We start from the raw sequence: 14212 nt of genomic DNA, 5'->3' as shown, positions 1-14212 counted from the left end.
AAGTTTGGCTTTTTAATTTTGTTGATACAAAAAGATTAGTATTAGTTTTTTATCTCTATGCCTTGTTTCTCCTTATCCTTTTTCATTTGGCTATAAGTCCAGATACAGACAATGCCGAGAATAATCAAAGCGTAAGCAATCCATTTGCCGACACGCTCTAAAAAACGTACAAATACGGCGGTAGAATACCTCGAAAACATTTCTACACCAGCAGCACTACGCCTGTAAAACTTCCTGCGGTTTATCCAATAGATAAGCCCAATCGCAACAACGATAACAAAAATACCAAACACTAATTGAGCTGTAACCGTATCCATAGCTATATGATTTATAATGAAGTAAATTTAAACAAAAACGCCTTACAATGGATGCTAAAAAGTAAAAAACCGACCTGTTTCAAGTCGGTTTTGCTTTTATGTTTCGGTATCGCTTAATCACTACTGTTAAACTGAAAACTTATTTGTTTCTCATTTCCGAAGCTGTCCGAAATCCAAACCTCAAAGGATTGTGATACGGCAGACGAGGAAGTATAATACAACCTGAATTGCTGTGTGGGCAAAGGGTACAAATCGTTCGGCAGGTATGGAGGTTCATCGTAATACCTCAATGTTCCCTGTCCGTCAAATTGGAAGTAACGGAGATAGTATTGTGTATTTTGGTAGTTACCGCTACGCTGTATGGTTATCCTGATTTCTACGGTCTGCCCATTGGCAACCTCTTTAGGTACGGGCATTACATTGACCTCAAAAGGAAAATCGTTCTGTATTTCCAGCTCATCATCTTTGCTACAAGATACCAGCGAAATAGAACCTGTCAGGATTGCCAACATTAGATATATTGGCAACATTCCTATTCTAAAATTATTAAATATTGCTATCATTGTTTTCTGTTTTTAAAAGTTAAACCTTAATCCCACGCCTGCGGATGGTCGGAACTGTCGCAAATCCGTACCCCACAAGACCTTTGTACGCCCTTGCAGGACCAATACAAATCGGTCTGACAAGTACGTTTCAAAGGTCAGCCGACCTCCAGCTCCGTAAACGAAATTATCCTCGCTCATTATCTTTGCACCGTCATACAACATCGCTTCGCCACGGTTAATGCTTTCATAACCGACTACGCCTGTTATTCCTGCATTTAGTGTAATGTTCTTACGGGTATCGCCCAATAAGAAGAAACTGTAACCACCCTCTGCGGTGTAGGTTTCCTGCGGTATTTGGAGGGTTTTGTAATCGTGGTATTGGTGCGTGTATTCCAATGCCCAAATCTGATAATTCCCGTTTTTGCCGTTTACGGTCATACCGATATTGATGTAATAATCGTTACCGATTTTATCATCGGACAGGATGCCCGTACTCACTTCCAATCCTTTTTGCTTTGGTAACATTCGTTGTGCCTGTGTAACCGTGATGGCCACAAAGAGTAGCATCACGGTATAGATATACTTTTTCATTGTTTTTGCTTTAAAAGGTTATTAAAATTTCAGGTGCATATCATTGATTACACGGGCTTTGATTAAGTCCGAATTTTCGACCTGAAGTGTTTGATGTCTGCCTCCGTTTTTCTCAAAAATCTCAATCAGCAATACCTTGTCATCGGTAATCGTGAATTTGTCTAACAGGAAAACATTTTGTTCGGTAGATTTTCCGCTTATTCCGTCCTCCAATGGCTTGTAAGTTCGTAACGGTATCATCGGGCGTTCCTGCACTACGGTACGCTTAGCGACCTTTTTATCCACGACTTTGAAATTGATAAAGTCTATATCAAACGGCACATTGCTTTTGTTTCTTAATTCCGTATGGAAATAATATTTGCCGTTGTGAATGTAGATACCTTTCAGAATGAACTGTATTCCGAAGCTCTTAGCCCCGATATGCTTCACGATACGCTTGTCTTTCTTATAAATGGTTTCCAATAACAAGCCTGCCAAAGACGGAGAATTGTTGCCCAATTCCTCAAACAGCACATCATTTCCGTTGGTTTTATCTACTGCCTTTTGCATTGTCAGCAGGTCATAGCTCAACGCATCGGGATACCGACTGTAATACACGTCAAAGGAGTAATAACGTCCGTCATTTGTGATAACGGAAAAGTTTGTTTCAGGTTCAAAATCCCTAACGGCTGCCTTTACACGCAGGACGTTCTCTGCATCTTCCGCTTTTCCGGCAATCAGGTACTCACTGCCCAAATCCACATATCTTATACCACTTGGAAAAATCAAATGCGAAGTTTTGTCGTAGGTAACGTCCATTTTGTATGGCTCAATCTTGCCTAATGCAAGTGGAGCTTTGATTTTCGCACTATCTTGTGCAAAAGAAGTTACAGCAAAGCCGATGGTCAGGGCAACCGCCCAAAAGGTTTTAAAAAGATTTTTCATTTGTTTAAATATTTGAGTTATACAATTATTGTTTTGATACCAGAAAGACCTGATGTCCTGCCTTTAGCGTGACTTTTGGTGTGCGTACTTTCTTGGCGAAATAGCCCGAAATTCCTTGTACTACGCCACGACTTAAATCGGCAGCAACTTGTTGTCCGGCATTTTGTGTGAGCATCACACTCGTTCCTCCTGTTTGGCTCATATTGCCAGCCATTTCGGTTAGGGCGTTCATTTCAGGAGAGTAAGGAACATAAAGACCTTGCTGTCCGTCCAAATCGTAAATGGTAATATCCACAGGGATAATATTTCCCTCTAATTCGATAGAGGTAATTTTGAGCTGTAAACGTCCTCCCTGAAACTTGGCATTGGCAGTTACAATCGTTCCTTGTGGGATTGTACGGATTGGGGTTTTGGCAGGCTCTAATAATCGTAATCTTACACCCGTTTCGCCGACAACCGTTTGTGCATCGTGTACACAGGCTTTGATACTGTTTTTTGGTTGTACAATTTGCTCGGTAGCACCAGCAGTATAGAAGCCTCGATTTCGGGTTTCGCTCCAATTTTCCAAAAACTCGCTGTCTGATGGCTCACGATACAAAGCAGATACGGTGTTTTTTCTTGTAGGAGTAAACGCTACAAAATGCTCTTTTTGGTTAGCTCCCGTTGTTCCTGTTGCCGTACCGCTTGCAGGTGCATTTTCTGCGGTGCTTGTGTTCGTATTGGCAGGAAGATACTTTGCCGCCATTTCGTAGGACTTCTCCATTAAAGCAAGCTGGTCATCTACGGTTACAGGCTTGGGTAGATTTTGCTCCGCTAATTGCTCTTTGAGTTCGTCCAACTGTCTGCGAAGTTCCATTGTTTCCGAATTGTCGTCATTATAGAATGACCCCAATGTACTTTGCATATTGCGGTAGCTGTTCAGTGCAGGATTGCCGTTTCTCCCCGAATTTCTGCCACTACCATAGCCGTAGCTTTCTTCTTCGTCGGCAAATTCGTCAATCGGTTCATCGCTGTTGTCTGTGTTCCAATAATCTGAAAGCGTAGCCAAAGCATTACGTTTCTCTTGGTCTTTCTGTTCGAGCATTTCAAGCTCATAAGCCTTGCCCTTATTGTCGGGCAGTCCGGCTTCGGTAGCTTGTGGAACGGCATCGTTCAGACCAATGTTCTCGATTTCGTTTTTGTCTTCCGACGGTTTAAAAATCAAATACATACAACCCACGAAAACAATAGCCATTAAACCAAAAATCAATGGCTTTTTGAGTTTTTCCGTTTTGTTCTCTGTACCGTTTTGCAGTACATCAGCGGTTTCGTTCGGGTTTCCCTCAGTTACCCGAACAACCGACTTTTTGTTTTCATTTTCTTTCATAAATCCTATTTTTTAAAATTGTTGATAATGTGTCCTGCAATCTTGCAGGGCTTTCGTTCTTTTTGAGGACGGGGTTTTCAATATGCTCTATGTGCATATCGTTTTTTGACTGTTTGGTATCGTACCATACTTTGGCGACCACCCCTACGGTCAGGAGCAGATAACCGACAAAGAAGTAAAGCGTATAAAGGTGCTGTTTGCCTACGGGCAAAGACCGCCAACGGTCGTCCAGCCTGTCAAAATACCTATCCATTTTCTCCCTTAATTTTTTCATACTTTAATGATTATGGGTTATCACATTCTAAACCCTCTTTTTGGGGAGGGAATTTTTTGTTTAGGCGTGTCGGACACCAAAGCGATAGCTTCTTTTCGGGTCGGAACTGTTCCTGTTGTAAGGTTTATTAATTCCGTTTTTTTCATTAAATGCCCGTAACGGTCTTTCCTTTCAATCTCCATTTTCCGCACATCGAATTTGTTGTCTTCGTACTTCAAGTACATATGACATTGGGTGTAAGGTTTATCTTCTCCATTCCATTCGAGGTAAGTGTTCAGTAAAAATCTATCAGGGTTATATAGTTTGTCCGTACCGTTCTCACAAGCCTCCAAAAACCTACTGATGCTGTTTTTGATTTTGTCGGGATAATCAGCCTGTGTATGAAAATAACCGTCATAACCTTTATCGGTCAGCGTTTTTGCGAATGTATCCAAATCAAGTAACTGTTTCATAGCCTTAATTTTATCGGTTAATGACTTCTATATCCCGATTTTCAACTACTGCGAACTTTTCGATATTAAACCCTTGTGGGTTATTATCCGACCTTACAGAGTTCACTAAATAGCAGGAAGTAATCAGGTTACGGCGTGTTACGTTGCTTGACCGTATGATAAACTGTTTGGCATACGTCCTCACCGAATAGGGATAATTGTCGAAATTGCACACGACACTATCGACTTCAATGCGTTGCTGTACGTTCCCTGATATGATACGGGAGTAATACCCTTTCTCCGACAAGTCTTTGTAATAGTCAAAAGCTGATTTGTCGGCAAGGTTGAATGCCCTTGCCATATTGCTCTCGATAGCATTTTTATCGGGTGCAAGCGTAAAGAAAAGCTCGTGAAAACGTCTGACGTGTTCCCTTGCTTCCACAGGTCGGTTGATGCTCGCATCTTGTGACAAAGCAAGCATCAAAGATTTGCCATTGTCAAGGACATAGATTTTTTGGCGTTGCTCATTGGCAAAGCTGTACGATTTCCATACGGCAAATCCTACTACACCAATACAGAGAACGGCAAACACTATTGCGTACAGACGTATCTGCCGGAAGCTATTCTCTATATTTCTTAAAGTTTTAAATTCCATTTTTTTAAATGATTATTCGTTTTACATTATTTTTTGAGTAGCTGACCTCCGATATTTCCGGCAGCAGAACCAGCTCCGGCACTTGCCACGTTTCCGGCTTTCATAGCGGCTTGGTTCACGTTTCGGGTAAAGTTTCCAGCACCACCAGCCTGAATTACCCAGCCTGTAACGGTTGGTACAGTAAAGTATCCCACGATACCGATAATCATAAAGATGATGTACACCGTATTACCCGTATCGGGTATATAGGTCGGGTCAGCAAGCATCTGTATATCCTTTTCGATAATCAGGGATTGGATTTTGGCAAGCATTGAGCTGAACAGGTCGGCGACGGGCAACCACAGGTAAACGCTCACATATCGGGTCAGCCATTGCGTGAGTGTGGACTGAAAACCGTCCCACACGGAAATCGCAAAGGCTATCGGCCCCAATATGCTCAACACGATTAGGAAAAATGTTCGTATCGTATCCACGACCAACGCAGCGGCCTGAAAAAGCACTTCGAGCAGGTTGCGAAACCAATTCTTAATGGCTTGCTCGGTTTGGTAGGCAAACCTATCCATATACATTCCCGACATCGTAATCAGGTCGCCCGGCGACCAGCCCAATTCTTCGAGCTTGTTATCAAATTCCTCGTTGGACACCAAATAAGCAGTTTCGGGATTTCGCAACATTGCTTCACGTTCCAAGAGGTCTTTTTTAGCCTGCAAATCATTGAGGTCAAGCACTTGGTTTTCGAGGATAGCGTGCGTACCCTGTACCACCGGACTTAACACCGCATTGATGGTTCCCAAAACGATAGTCGGAAAGAACATAATGCAGATGCCTAATGCGAACGGACGGAGCAACGGGTACATATCAATGGGTTCGGCTCTACTCAATGCCTGCCATACTTTTATAGCGACATAGAACAAAGCACCCAATCCGGCTACTCCTTTAGCCACTGCCGCCATATCGGCGGACAGTGGGAGCATCTCATCATACAATGAGCGTAGGACTTCGTGCAAATTTTGAAATTCCATAGCTTACCAATATTTTTGGTTAGGAGTTCCGTACAAGTCAAGCACTCGTTTGGTATTGTTCTGTTTCTTTGCCCGTAGGATACTTACAGAGATATTTTTATTCGTGTAGTATCTTACCAAGCTGTGGTATTCCTTGACCTCTTTGTACACACGGTCGATAATATCCATACGCTCCTTATCATTCAATGACAGGCTTGTAGAGGTTACAATCTGTTTCAACTCTTTGAGAAGCTCGGTACTTTCATTCAGCAATGCCGAATAGCCGTTGGCAATAGCTGCCAATTCCTGTGCGGAGAAGTTGGGATCATTCATCATTTTGCCGAAATTCTGCACGTACATTTCAGACACATCGCCTACGAGTAGTACCGTTTGTTGCACTTTTCGGGCATCTTTAACTAGGTTGTTTACAGCTTTCAATTTGTCGTAGTATTCCTTGCCCTGTTCATATACTTTCTTTACCTCGTTGAAATTCTTTACCACGTTGGACACGGTGGATGAGGTTTGCACGATTTCATTGGCGGAGTTGATGATACCCGATGCCAAATTCGCAGGGTCAGTTACTACAAATTGAGCTTTTGCACTCGGTGAAACGGCAAACAGCATTGCCGTAAGCACCATTAAAAACAGTTTTTTCATTGTCTTAAAATTTTTGATTGTTAATTACTACCTGCCTGACGGTAGGCAGGTTGATTTACATTATCACGCCGTTGCATAGCGATATGCTTAATGGCGAGTTCCACGTTTCCGTCCAATTCGGAAGCTAATTGCATCACTTCCATTTTTTCGGTTTCCTCTGTCGTGTAAGCCAAATATTCTTCGAGGCTTACTTCCGTTGCGTACACTGCCGAGTGTGTTCCGCCCAATCCTATCCAAACCTCCTTGTAAAGTCGGCTGACATCGTTGTTCATATTGATAGATAATACCTGCCCTTTTTCTTTGTCGGTAAGCCCGAGCATCGCCTGTATATCGTCGAACTTATTCATATACTTACGCTGGTCGAGCAGGATTTTACAGTCGGAGTTATTGATGATACTTTCTTTCACAATGGGAGATTGAATTATATCATCGACCTCCTGCGTTACAACAATGGCTTCTCCAAAAAATTTCCTTACCGTTTTAAAGAGATATTTTATATATTCTGCCATTCCCTCTTTGGCAATCGCTTTCCAAGCCTCCTCGATTAGAATGAGCTTACGGACACCTTTCAGCCGTCTCATTTTGTTGATGAACACTTCCATAATGATGATTGTGACAATGGGAAAGAGGATTTTGTGGTCTTTAATCGCATCAATCTCAAACACGATAAAGCGTTTGGATAACAAGTCTAATTGCTTATCCGAGTTCAGCAGATAGTCATACTCGCCGCCTTTGTAATACGGCTCTAAAACGTTCAGGAAATTGGCAATGTCAAAGTCTTTTTCCCTTACCTGTTTTTCCTCCAATACTTTGCGGTAGCCGCCTTTTACATACTCATAGAAGCCGTTAAATGACGGATAAGTATCATCTTGTTTGATACGTTCGATGTAACCGGAAACAGCATTGGACAATGCTACTTCTTCCGACCTTGTCGGCGGTTCATCGTCCCGTTTCCAAAGAGTGAGTATCAGAGTTTTGATACTTTCCCGCTTTTCGATGTCGAACACGCCGTCATCGGTATAAAAGGGATTGAACGCAATCGGGTTATCTTCGGTGTACGTGAAGTAAACACCGTCTTCGCCTTTGGTTTTTCCTTTGATGAGTTCGCATAATCCCTGATAACTGTTACCCGTATCTACGAGTAGAACGTGAGCACCCTGTTCGTGATATTGGCGTACCATATGGTTAGTGAAGAAAGATTTTCCCGAACCTGACGGACCAAGTATGAACTTGTTTCTGTTCGTGATAATCCCACGTTTCATCGGCAAATCGGAAATATCCAAATGGATTGGTTTTCCTGTAAGCCTGTCCGCCATTTTGATACCGAACGGAGAGGGCGAATTGTGGTAATTCGTTTCTTCTCCAAAGAAGCACAAGGCAGGTTCTATAAACGTATAGAAACTTTCCTCACTCGGAAAATCGCCAGCATTGCCTGGCATTGCAGCCCAATACAATGTGGCAACGTCTGTCGTGTTGTGGCGGGGCTTACACTCCATTAGTGCCAACGCACTACCGCAATCGTTCTTTAGCTGTTTGAGTTCCGCAGGGTCTTCCGACCAAGCCATAATATTGAAGTGTGCTCTTACAGAAGATAGCCCGAAGCTGTGTGCTTCGTTCAGATACTTCTCAATCCACTCCTTATTGATTTGGTTCGCCCGACTATAACGGGCTAAAGAGTGCATATTACGGGCAGATTTCTCAAACTTTTGCAGGTTGTCCTCGCTGTTATCCAAGAATAGGTACTGATTGTAAATGTGGTTACAGCTCAATAACAACCCTACGGGTGCAGCAAACGACAAACGGCAGTCGCTCCGGTCGGTAGATAGCTTTTCAAAGTGGGTATCAGCCGAAACAGTTGCAGGCAGGTCGTCCGTATCGGACAAGGTGTGCAAAGACAGCCTTTTGTTGCCGATACGCACTTCTTCCGCTCCTAATGCGATGTCCTGCATTGGTGTTCCGGCTTCTCTCGAAAGTGTAAGGTATTGTTCCAGCAATCCCTGTTTTTCGTCTGTTCCGATGATGTCGTCTTCGGTCAAACGTCGCAGGTTTACAAAACCGCTATCATTCACGATACGTTCAAACTGTGCGACCGCTTCCATAAATTGATGTATCGTTTCCTTATTGATTTCCTTTGGAATAAGCGTACCCTTGCAAAGCGAACTGAAATTGCTTTGCATACGCATTCTGTTCTTGGTCGTTTTTGTCAGGAACAGGTAGCAATAATGGTTCAGGAATGGTCGTTCGTTGAAATGCCGTTGATAGCTTTTGGAAAGAAAACTCTGGTCTTCCTGTGCCAAATCGGGAGTGTAGCTTTCTTTGATATACCAATCTTGCTTGTGAATGACTGTAAAATCGGGTAATGTCTTAATCGCCTTATGCCAGGCGGAGTGAATAGCTTCGTATTCAGCCGATGCTACCGTAAACAGCTCAGGCAATCGTACTTCAAAACAGGCGGTTATGTCCGCATCTTTGGACAGGATACAGTTGTTTTCTACTGCCAAGAGTGGAAACTTATGTTCCAATGTGGTTGTTTTGGCTACATTTCTCATACGGCTTTCGGTTTAGGAGTGAATTTTAAATACCTGCGTACAGGCTTACGACAAATAATGTAGCGAGGGTGTCGTTTTCTCGCACCTACTTTCATTAGTCCGTGTTCTCCGTACTTTCGGTTCAGCGAAAAGGTCTGCCATACAATGAGCGAAGCACCGCCAGCTCCGAGAAACAGGCAGACGTAATTACTTACGCCAGCCATATACAATATCATCACGAAGATGAGCGTACCGAGCAGACCACCAGCGAATATGAACAGGTATTGGGCTTTCAGCCCTTTAAATTCCACTGTCCTGCCAATGCCTTTGTTAATGTTATAACTGTTCATAAGGCAGAGGTTTACAGGAAGAATGAACGCAGGATAGTAGCCGCAACAATCAGGAAGATACACGCACCGAACCACGAAGCCGCCGTCTTCGATGTGTCGGGGTCGCCCGAGCTGAATTTGTTGTACACCTTAACACCTCCGATTAAGCCGACAACCGCCCCAATCGCATAAATGAGTTGGGTGGCAGGGTCGAAATAAGACGTTACCATTTGGGTAGCCTCGTTGATACCTGCCGACCCGTTTCCCTGTGCGAACGCACCCATTCCTGACAGCATTGCTACGGCTGCCAGCAAAACTTTTTTACTTTGTTTTTTCATAATTGAAACACATTAATTTGTTACTGTTATCCCGCACCTTGCGGACTTTCGGGACAAAGGTGTTTTAGAAATCAAGGCGTGATAACAAAGTGGCAGTGAGAGGAATTGTTTGGCTGTGGGTGGCTGAATTGCTAAAGAAAATAGAGAGGTGTTGACAGGAAGAGAGAGGTTTTTACTATCTTCGTAAAATGAAATCCTTGTCGTACATATTAGCATTAATGGTTTTGGTCTTATCGACCTTGCCAAGCTTTATGGAAGATAAATGTTTTGACCTAGTGAATCAAACAACAAATAGTCAAGAACAAGATAGCGACGATTGCGGTATGGAATGTTGCTCGCCTTTTTCTAAATGCAATACCTGTACTGGATTTGTAATTACTTCCTTTTATGCTTTAACATCCAATTATGTCCAACAACCTAAAAAGAAATTAGGTGTAATAACAGCGTCAGCTGTTTCAGACTTCCTCTCTTCCATTTGGCAACCCCCTAAGATTAATTAATGTTTTTAGTGTCTTCGGCACAATAACAGATTACGGTGCTACAAACCGTCAATTCTCATTTTTCAAACATTAATGTTTTTTTATACAATGAAAAAAATAGTCTTTGTGTCATTTTTTATGACACTAAATCTCTGTGTATTTGCACAAAACACTTTAAATGCTGTTATTAGAAACAGTGAAAACAAAAATCTTTTGATTGGAGTGACAGCATCTATAAAAGGAACCTCGCTTGCCGCTACATCAAACGAAAACGGTCTCATCATAATAGAAAATATTCCTGATGGGATACAGGAAATACATTTTAGCTATATCGGTTTTAACGACTATATAGATACATTGGAATTTCCATTAGCTGACAACAGTCCTATTGAAATCTTACTCAAAGAAAGTTCAGAGGAGTTAGAGGAAGTTGTCATTTCATCCACAAGAAGCACAAGGAGTATACAAAATATCCCTACCCGTATTGAATTTATTGGAAGTGAAGAACTGGGCGAAAAAGGGAACATGAAACCGGGAGATATTCGTATGCTTTTAGCGGAAAGCACAGGTATTCACGTACAAACCACTTCGCCTACCAGTGCCAATGCAAGTATTCGTATTCAGGGACTTGATGGAAGATATACACAAATCCTGAAAGACGGTTTCCCCATTTATTCAGGTGCTTCAAGTGGATTGGGTTTGTTACAGATACCACCACTTGACCTCAAACAAGTAGAAGTCATCAAAGGCTCTACATCTACACTATATGGAGGCGGAGCAATAGCTGGACTGGTCAATCTGATTTCCAAAACGCCGACCTATGAGAGAGATTTAGGTTTTCACCTCAATGGAACATCCGGCAGGGGTTTGGATATAAACGGCTTTTATGGACAAAGGTTTAATAAAATTGGAACAACTATATTTGCTTCCCATAACCGTAACGCAGCTTATGATCCTGCTAAGAACGGGCTATCCGCTATTCCACAATTCGAACGCTATGTACTGAATCCGAAGCTCTTCGTTTATTTCAATGAAAAGACGAAACTGAACTTCGGTATCAACACAACGATCGAGAGCCGTTTGGGAGGTGATATGCTTTACATCAAAGGAAATGGAGATAATACAAACCAATATTTTGAGGAAAATAAAACACAACGCTATTCCACACAATTTGTTTTCGACCATATCATCAATGAAAACAGTACTGTTCAAGTCAAAAATAGTGTAAGTTATTTTAACCGAAATACTACCATTCCAAACTATCAGTTTGAGGGAACACAAACAGCAAGTTTTACCGAAGCCAACTACACCAACAGTACTGAAAAATCGGAATGGGTCACAGGTATTAATATTTGGACGGATAATTTCAAAGAAAAGCAGATTATGGCATCTCCGTTGAGAGATTATAATCAGACTACATTCGGTGCTTTTGTACAAAATTCTTTTAATGCTACGGATTGGTTTCAATTGGAAACAGGTTTTAGAACGGATTATGTTGTGGATTATGGGGTGGTATTCTTACCGAGAGTTTCGGCTCTATTCCACATTGCCGAGGGCTTAACTTCACGAGTTGGTGGTGGATTTGGCTATAAAACACCTACCATTTTTACGGAAGAAAGCGAACGCCTACAATATCAAAATGTAATGCCCATTGACGACAAGACCAATAAATTGGAAAAAAGTTATGGAGCAAATGCAGACATCAATTACCGCACCTACATTGGGGAAGATTGGTCATTTAGCATAAATCAATTGTTCTTTTACACCTATTTGGATAATCCCTTGTTACTTGAAAACTCCTCGGCAAATCTGTATCAGTTTGTTAATTCTCCTGGCTACATCCATACCAAAGGAACAGAAACCAATATTAAAATTGGTTATGATGACCTGAAATTGTTTTTGGGTTATACCTATACAGATGCCCGATTACACCAAAATGGAACGACTGTAGAAAGCCCTTTAACACCAAAACACCGCATTAATTCCATCCTGATGTATGAAATAGAAGACAAATGGAAAATTGGTCTGGAAGCCTATTATTTCAGTCGCCAAAAACTGAATAATGGAACTACGGGCAAAGATTACTTTATTACTGGATTTATGGCTGAAAAGATTTGGGAAAGATTTTCTCTGTACATCAACTTTGAAAACTTCCTCGACACCCGACAAACACGCTTTGACAGCATTTATACAGGAACAATAACCAATCCAGTTTTTAAAGACATTTATGCACCTTTGGACGGATTTGTGATTAACGGAGGAATAAAATTTAAGCTTTAAAATAAATGGAAAAAACCATATTCAATATAACTAAAATGGATTGCCCAAGCGAGGAGCAATTAATCCGTATGAAACTGCAAGACTTTGATACGGTAAAAGGATTGGAATTCGATATAGCCAATAGAAAATTAGACGTTTATCACGATGGAAACCCAGAGCCAATTTTTTTGGCTCTGGGAACACTGAATCTAAATACGACATTGGTTTCAACCGAAAAAAGTAATTTCGTTGTTGAAACAGATACAAGCAACAAGCAACGGAAATTACTTTGGATCGTATTGATTATCAACTTCCTGTTCTTTGGATTGGAAATGTTATTCGGTGTTTTTTCAGGCTCAATGGGGTTGGTAGCCGATAGTTTGGATATGCTTGCCGACAGTGTCGTTTACGCATTGGCATTAATCGCCGTGGGTGGAACAATCGCTTTAAAAAACAACATCGCCAGATTTGCAGGATACTTCCAAGTCTTACTGGCTATTATAGGTTTCGTTGAAGTAATCAGACGTTTTATGGGAATTGAAGCTATGCCCGATTTCAAGACAATGATTGTCGTTTCAGTTTTAGCATTGATTGCAAACGTATTTTGCCTTTATCTTTTACAAAAGAACAAAAGTAAAGAAGCGCATATGCAGGCTTCGATGATATTCACATCAAATGATGTCATTATCAATTCGGGAGTTATTGTTGCTGGTCTTTTAGTTAATTGGCTCAATTCAAGTTATCCAGATTTGATTATTGGAGCTATTGTATTTGTAATTGTAGCAAGAGGGGCTTACAGAATATTGAAGTTGGCAAAGTAAATGTAAAAATAAGTTGAGCCTGAAATTTAGTTTTTCAGGCTCAATTAAAATAATTCCGTTTCAGACAAACTCCCCAATATCAAAATCATCTAAATCATTGTTCCGCAAAGTGGAAGAACTGATTTCCGTTTCAGATGAGAGTGAGCTATCCAATAGCTTGGCAATTTTACTGGATGCACCCGCTATAGAATTTTCCAGCAGACTAAATAATTCGGTTCCCTGTATTTTCTGAACGATTGCTATCGCTGTTTCCTTTTGAGATGACTCCAGTTTTTCTTGCTGAAGCAACATCCCCACGGAGCTTAGTTCTTCAAAGGTAACCCCTTGGGCAAAACCGTCGTCGCCACCAGATATTCCGTACCTGTTCCATTCTTCTTCCTCTTCTTCAAAATCAGGTTGATTGCTAAAAACTTCATCCAGCTCTTCCTGCGGAATCTGAATACTCCTGTTTTCATTTTCGTCGTATTCAATGTCTAAATTATCGGGATTTACCTCTGGTTCCTCAATCTGGCGTTCATTGGCAGTGTTTGGCACTGAAAGGCGTTCTACGGGTTTGGGCTGTCCCATAATATCGGGCAGATCCGGATTGACTTTCTTTTGCGGAGGTTTTTGTTTTGACCTTTTCTTAATGATAATCTTATCCTGCAAAAGCAGGACAATGACGATCAGCAGGCATATTACTATTACAATTTCCATA

At 41.5% G+C, this 14212-nt stretch carries 19 protein-coding genes; 4 read left to right on the top strand and 15 right to left on the bottom strand.

Annotated features, from left to right (window positions below; all coding sequences use genetic code 11):
• Positions 1-41: 41 nt before the first annotated feature.
• On the bottom strand, positions 42-200 hold the full coding sequence (locus QW060_RS28040) for a hypothetical protein (protein WP_317623173.1): 159 nt from the start codon (positions 198-200) through the stop codon (positions 42-44).
• Positions 201-296: 96 nt separating this feature from the next.
• On the opposite strand from QW060_RS28040, the gene QW060_RS09230 reads away from it, so the two are divergent.
• Positions 297-434 carry a hypothetical protein gene (locus QW060_RS09230; protein ID WP_290364798.1) on the top strand — a complete coding sequence of 46 codons (138 nt, stop codon included), beginning with the start codon at positions 297-299 and terminating at the stop codon, positions 432-434.
• On the opposite strand, the gene QW060_RS09225 is transcribed toward QW060_RS09230, so the two are convergent.
• Genes QW060_RS09225 through QW060_RS09165 form a run of 13 tightly spaced genes read right to left on the bottom strand, consistent with a single transcriptional unit; the run spans position 431 to position 10202 of the window.
• On the bottom strand, positions 431-880 hold the full coding sequence (locus QW060_RS09225; protein ID WP_185213532.1) for a DUF3872 domain-containing protein: 450 nt from the start codon (positions 878-880) through the stop codon (positions 431-433). The genes QW060_RS09230 and QW060_RS09225 overlap by 4 nt on opposite strands.
• 12 nt (positions 881-892) lie before the next feature.
• Positions 893-1453 (bottom strand): conjugal transfer protein TraO, encoded by a 561-nt coding sequence (locus tag QW060_RS09220; protein ID WP_185213533.1) that lies wholly within the window; start codon positions 1451-1453, stop codon positions 893-895.
• 21 nt (positions 1454-1474) lie between these two features.
• Positions 1475-2377, bottom strand: coding sequence for a conjugative transposon protein TraN (gene traN / locus QW060_RS09215; protein ID WP_185213534.1), 903 nt, complete (start codon positions 2375-2377; stop codon positions 1475-1477).
• A 25-nt stretch (positions 2378-2402) separates the two neighbouring features.
• The gene (gene traM, locus QW060_RS09210; RefSeq protein WP_290363303.1) at positions 2403-3743 is read right to left on the bottom strand and encodes a conjugative transposon protein TraM; all 1341 of its coding nucleotides are present in this window, start codon (positions 3741-3743) and stop codon (positions 2403-2405) included.
• Positions 3730-4017: a nitrogen regulatory IIA protein gene (locus tag QW060_RS09205; protein ID WP_091100957.1), complete on the bottom strand. Its 288-nt coding sequence runs from the start codon at positions 4015-4017 to the stop codon at positions 3730-3732. Before QW060_RS09205 ends, traM begins: the two co-directional genes overlap by 14 nt.
• Positions 4018-4037: 20 nt before the next feature.
• A complete protein-coding gene (locus QW060_RS09200) occupies positions 4038-4469 on the bottom strand; it encodes a hypothetical protein (protein ID WP_185213536.1) in 432 nt (143 codons plus the stop codon).
• Between the two features lie 10 nt (positions 4470-4479).
• Positions 4480-5103, bottom strand: coding sequence for a conjugative transposon protein TraK (traK, locus tag QW060_RS09195; protein WP_091100950.1), 624 nt, complete (start codon positions 5101-5103; stop codon positions 4480-4482).
• Positions 5104-5129: 26 nt separating this feature from the next.
• Positions 5130-6125, bottom strand: coding sequence for a conjugative transposon protein TraJ (gene traJ, locus QW060_RS09190; RefSeq protein WP_091100947.1), 996 nt, complete (start codon positions 6123-6125; stop codon positions 5130-5132).
• Between the two features lie 3 nt (positions 6126-6128).
• Positions 6129-6761, bottom strand: coding sequence for a DUF4141 domain-containing protein (locus QW060_RS09185; protein WP_290363302.1), 633 nt, complete (start codon positions 6759-6761; stop codon positions 6129-6131).
• Between the two features lie 20 nt (positions 6762-6781).
• Positions 6782-9310, bottom strand: a complete 2529-nt coding sequence (locus QW060_RS09180) for a TraG family conjugative transposon ATPase (protein WP_290363301.1) — start codon at positions 9308-9310, stop codon at positions 6782-6784.
• The gene (locus QW060_RS09175; protein ID WP_091100936.1) at positions 9307-9639 is read right to left on the bottom strand and encodes a DUF4133 domain-containing protein; all 333 of its coding nucleotides are present in this window, start codon (positions 9637-9639) and stop codon (positions 9307-9309) included. Before QW060_RS09175 ends, QW060_RS09180 begins: the two co-directional genes overlap by 4 nt.
• An 11-nt stretch (positions 9640-9650) precedes the next feature.
• Positions 9651-9956 (bottom strand): DUF4134 domain-containing protein, encoded by a 306-nt coding sequence (locus tag QW060_RS09170; protein ID WP_002993181.1) that lies wholly within the window; start codon positions 9954-9956, stop codon positions 9651-9653.
• Positions 9957-9968: 12 nt separating this feature from the next.
• On the bottom strand, positions 9969-10202 hold the full coding sequence (locus QW060_RS09165) for a hypothetical protein (RefSeq protein ID WP_290363300.1): 234 nt from the start codon (positions 10200-10202) through the stop codon (positions 9969-9971).
• Positions 10203-10279: 77 nt separating this feature from the next.
• Between QW060_RS09165 and QW060_RS09160 the strand changes: the two genes are divergently transcribed.
• From QW060_RS09160 to QW060_RS09150, 3 genes are all read left to right on the top strand, one after another.
• Positions 10280-10456, top strand: a complete 177-nt coding sequence (locus tag QW060_RS09160) for a hypothetical protein (RefSeq protein ID WP_290363299.1) — start codon at positions 10280-10282, stop codon at positions 10454-10456.
• A gap of 87 nt (positions 10457-10543) precedes the next feature.
• Positions 10544-12715, top strand: a complete 2172-nt coding sequence (locus tag QW060_RS09155; RefSeq protein ID WP_091100932.1) for a TonB-dependent receptor — start codon at positions 10544-10546, stop codon at positions 12713-12715.
• 5 nt (positions 12716-12720) lie between these two features.
• Positions 12721-13515, top strand: coding sequence for a cation transporter (locus QW060_RS09150; RefSeq protein ID WP_091100928.1), 795 nt, complete (start codon positions 12721-12723; stop codon positions 13513-13515).
• Between the two features lie 60 nt (positions 13516-13575).
• Here QW060_RS09150 and QW060_RS09145 read toward each other — a convergent pair whose 3' ends face one another.
• Positions 13576-14211 (bottom strand): conjugal transfer protein TraD, encoded by a 636-nt coding sequence (locus QW060_RS09145; protein ID WP_091100925.1) that lies wholly within the window; start codon positions 14209-14211, stop codon positions 13576-13578.
• Position 14212 lies beyond the last annotated feature (1 nt).

Source organism: Paenimyroides ceti (assembly GCF_030409925.1).
The sequence above is the reverse complement of the archived record's forward strand: the minus strand, read 5'-3'. Positions and strand labels throughout refer to the sequence as shown.

Bases quoted from the DNA above. Each gene is read 5' to 3' on its own strand.
- traN (WP_185213534.1), bottom strand. From the start codon at position 2,377: ATGAAAAATCTTTTTAAAACCTTTTGGGCGGTTGCCCTGACCATCGGC.
- QW060_RS09220 (WP_185213533.1), bottom strand. From the start codon at position 1,453: ATGAAAAAGTATATCTATACCGTGATGCTACTCTTTGTGGCCATCACG.
- QW060_RS09170 (WP_002993181.1), bottom strand. From the start codon at position 9,956: ATGAAAAAACAAAGTAAAAAAGTTTTGCTGGCAGCCGTAGCAATGCTG.
- QW060_RS09205 (WP_091100957.1), bottom strand. From the start codon at position 4,017: ATGAAAAAATTAAGGGAGAAAATGGATAGGTATTTTGACAGGCTGGAC.
- traM (WP_290363303.1), bottom strand. From the start codon at position 3,743: ATGAAAGAAAATGAAAACAAAAAGTCGGTTGTTCGGGTAACTGAGGGA.
- QW060_RS28040 (WP_317623173.1), bottom strand. From the start codon at position 200: ATGTTTTCGAGGTATTCTACCGCCGTATTTGTACGTTTTTTAGAGCGT.
- traK (WP_091100950.1), bottom strand. From the start codon at position 5,103: ATGGAATTTAAAACTTTAAGAAATATAGAGAATAGCTTCCGGCAGATA.
- QW060_RS09145 (WP_091100925.1), bottom strand. From the start codon at position 14,211: ATGGAAATTGTAATAGTAATATGCCTGCTGATCGTCATTGTCCTGCTT.
- QW060_RS09150 (WP_091100928.1), top strand. From the start codon at position 12,721: ATGGAAAAAACCATATTCAATATAACTAAAATGGATTGCCCAAGCGAG.
- QW060_RS09155 (WP_091100932.1), top strand. From the start codon at position 10,544: ATGAAAAAAATAGTCTTTGTGTCATTTTTTATGACACTAAATCTCTGT.
- QW060_RS09160 (WP_290363299.1), top strand. From the start codon at position 10,280: ATGGAATGTTGCTCGCCTTTTTCTAAATGCAATACCTGTACTGGATTT.
- QW060_RS09200 (WP_185213536.1), bottom strand. From the start codon at position 4,469: ATGAAACAGTTACTTGATTTGGATACATTCGCAAAAACGCTGACCGAT.
- QW060_RS09180 (WP_290363301.1), bottom strand. From the start codon at position 9,310: ATGAGAAATGTAGCCAAAACAACCACATTGGAACATAAGTTTCCACTC.
- traJ (WP_091100947.1), bottom strand. From the start codon at position 6,125: ATGGAATTTCAAAATTTGCACGAAGTCCTACGCTCATTGTATGATGAG.
- QW060_RS09175 (WP_091100936.1), bottom strand. From the start codon at position 9,639: ATGAACAGTTATAACATTAACAAAGGCATTGGCAGGACAGTGGAATTT.
- QW060_RS09185 (WP_290363302.1), bottom strand. From the start codon at position 6,761: ATGAAAAAACTGTTTTTAATGGTGCTTACGGCAATGCTGTTTGCCGTT.
- QW060_RS09225 (WP_185213532.1), bottom strand. From the start codon at position 880: ATGATAGCAATATTTAATAATTTTAGAATAGGAATGTTGCCAATATAT.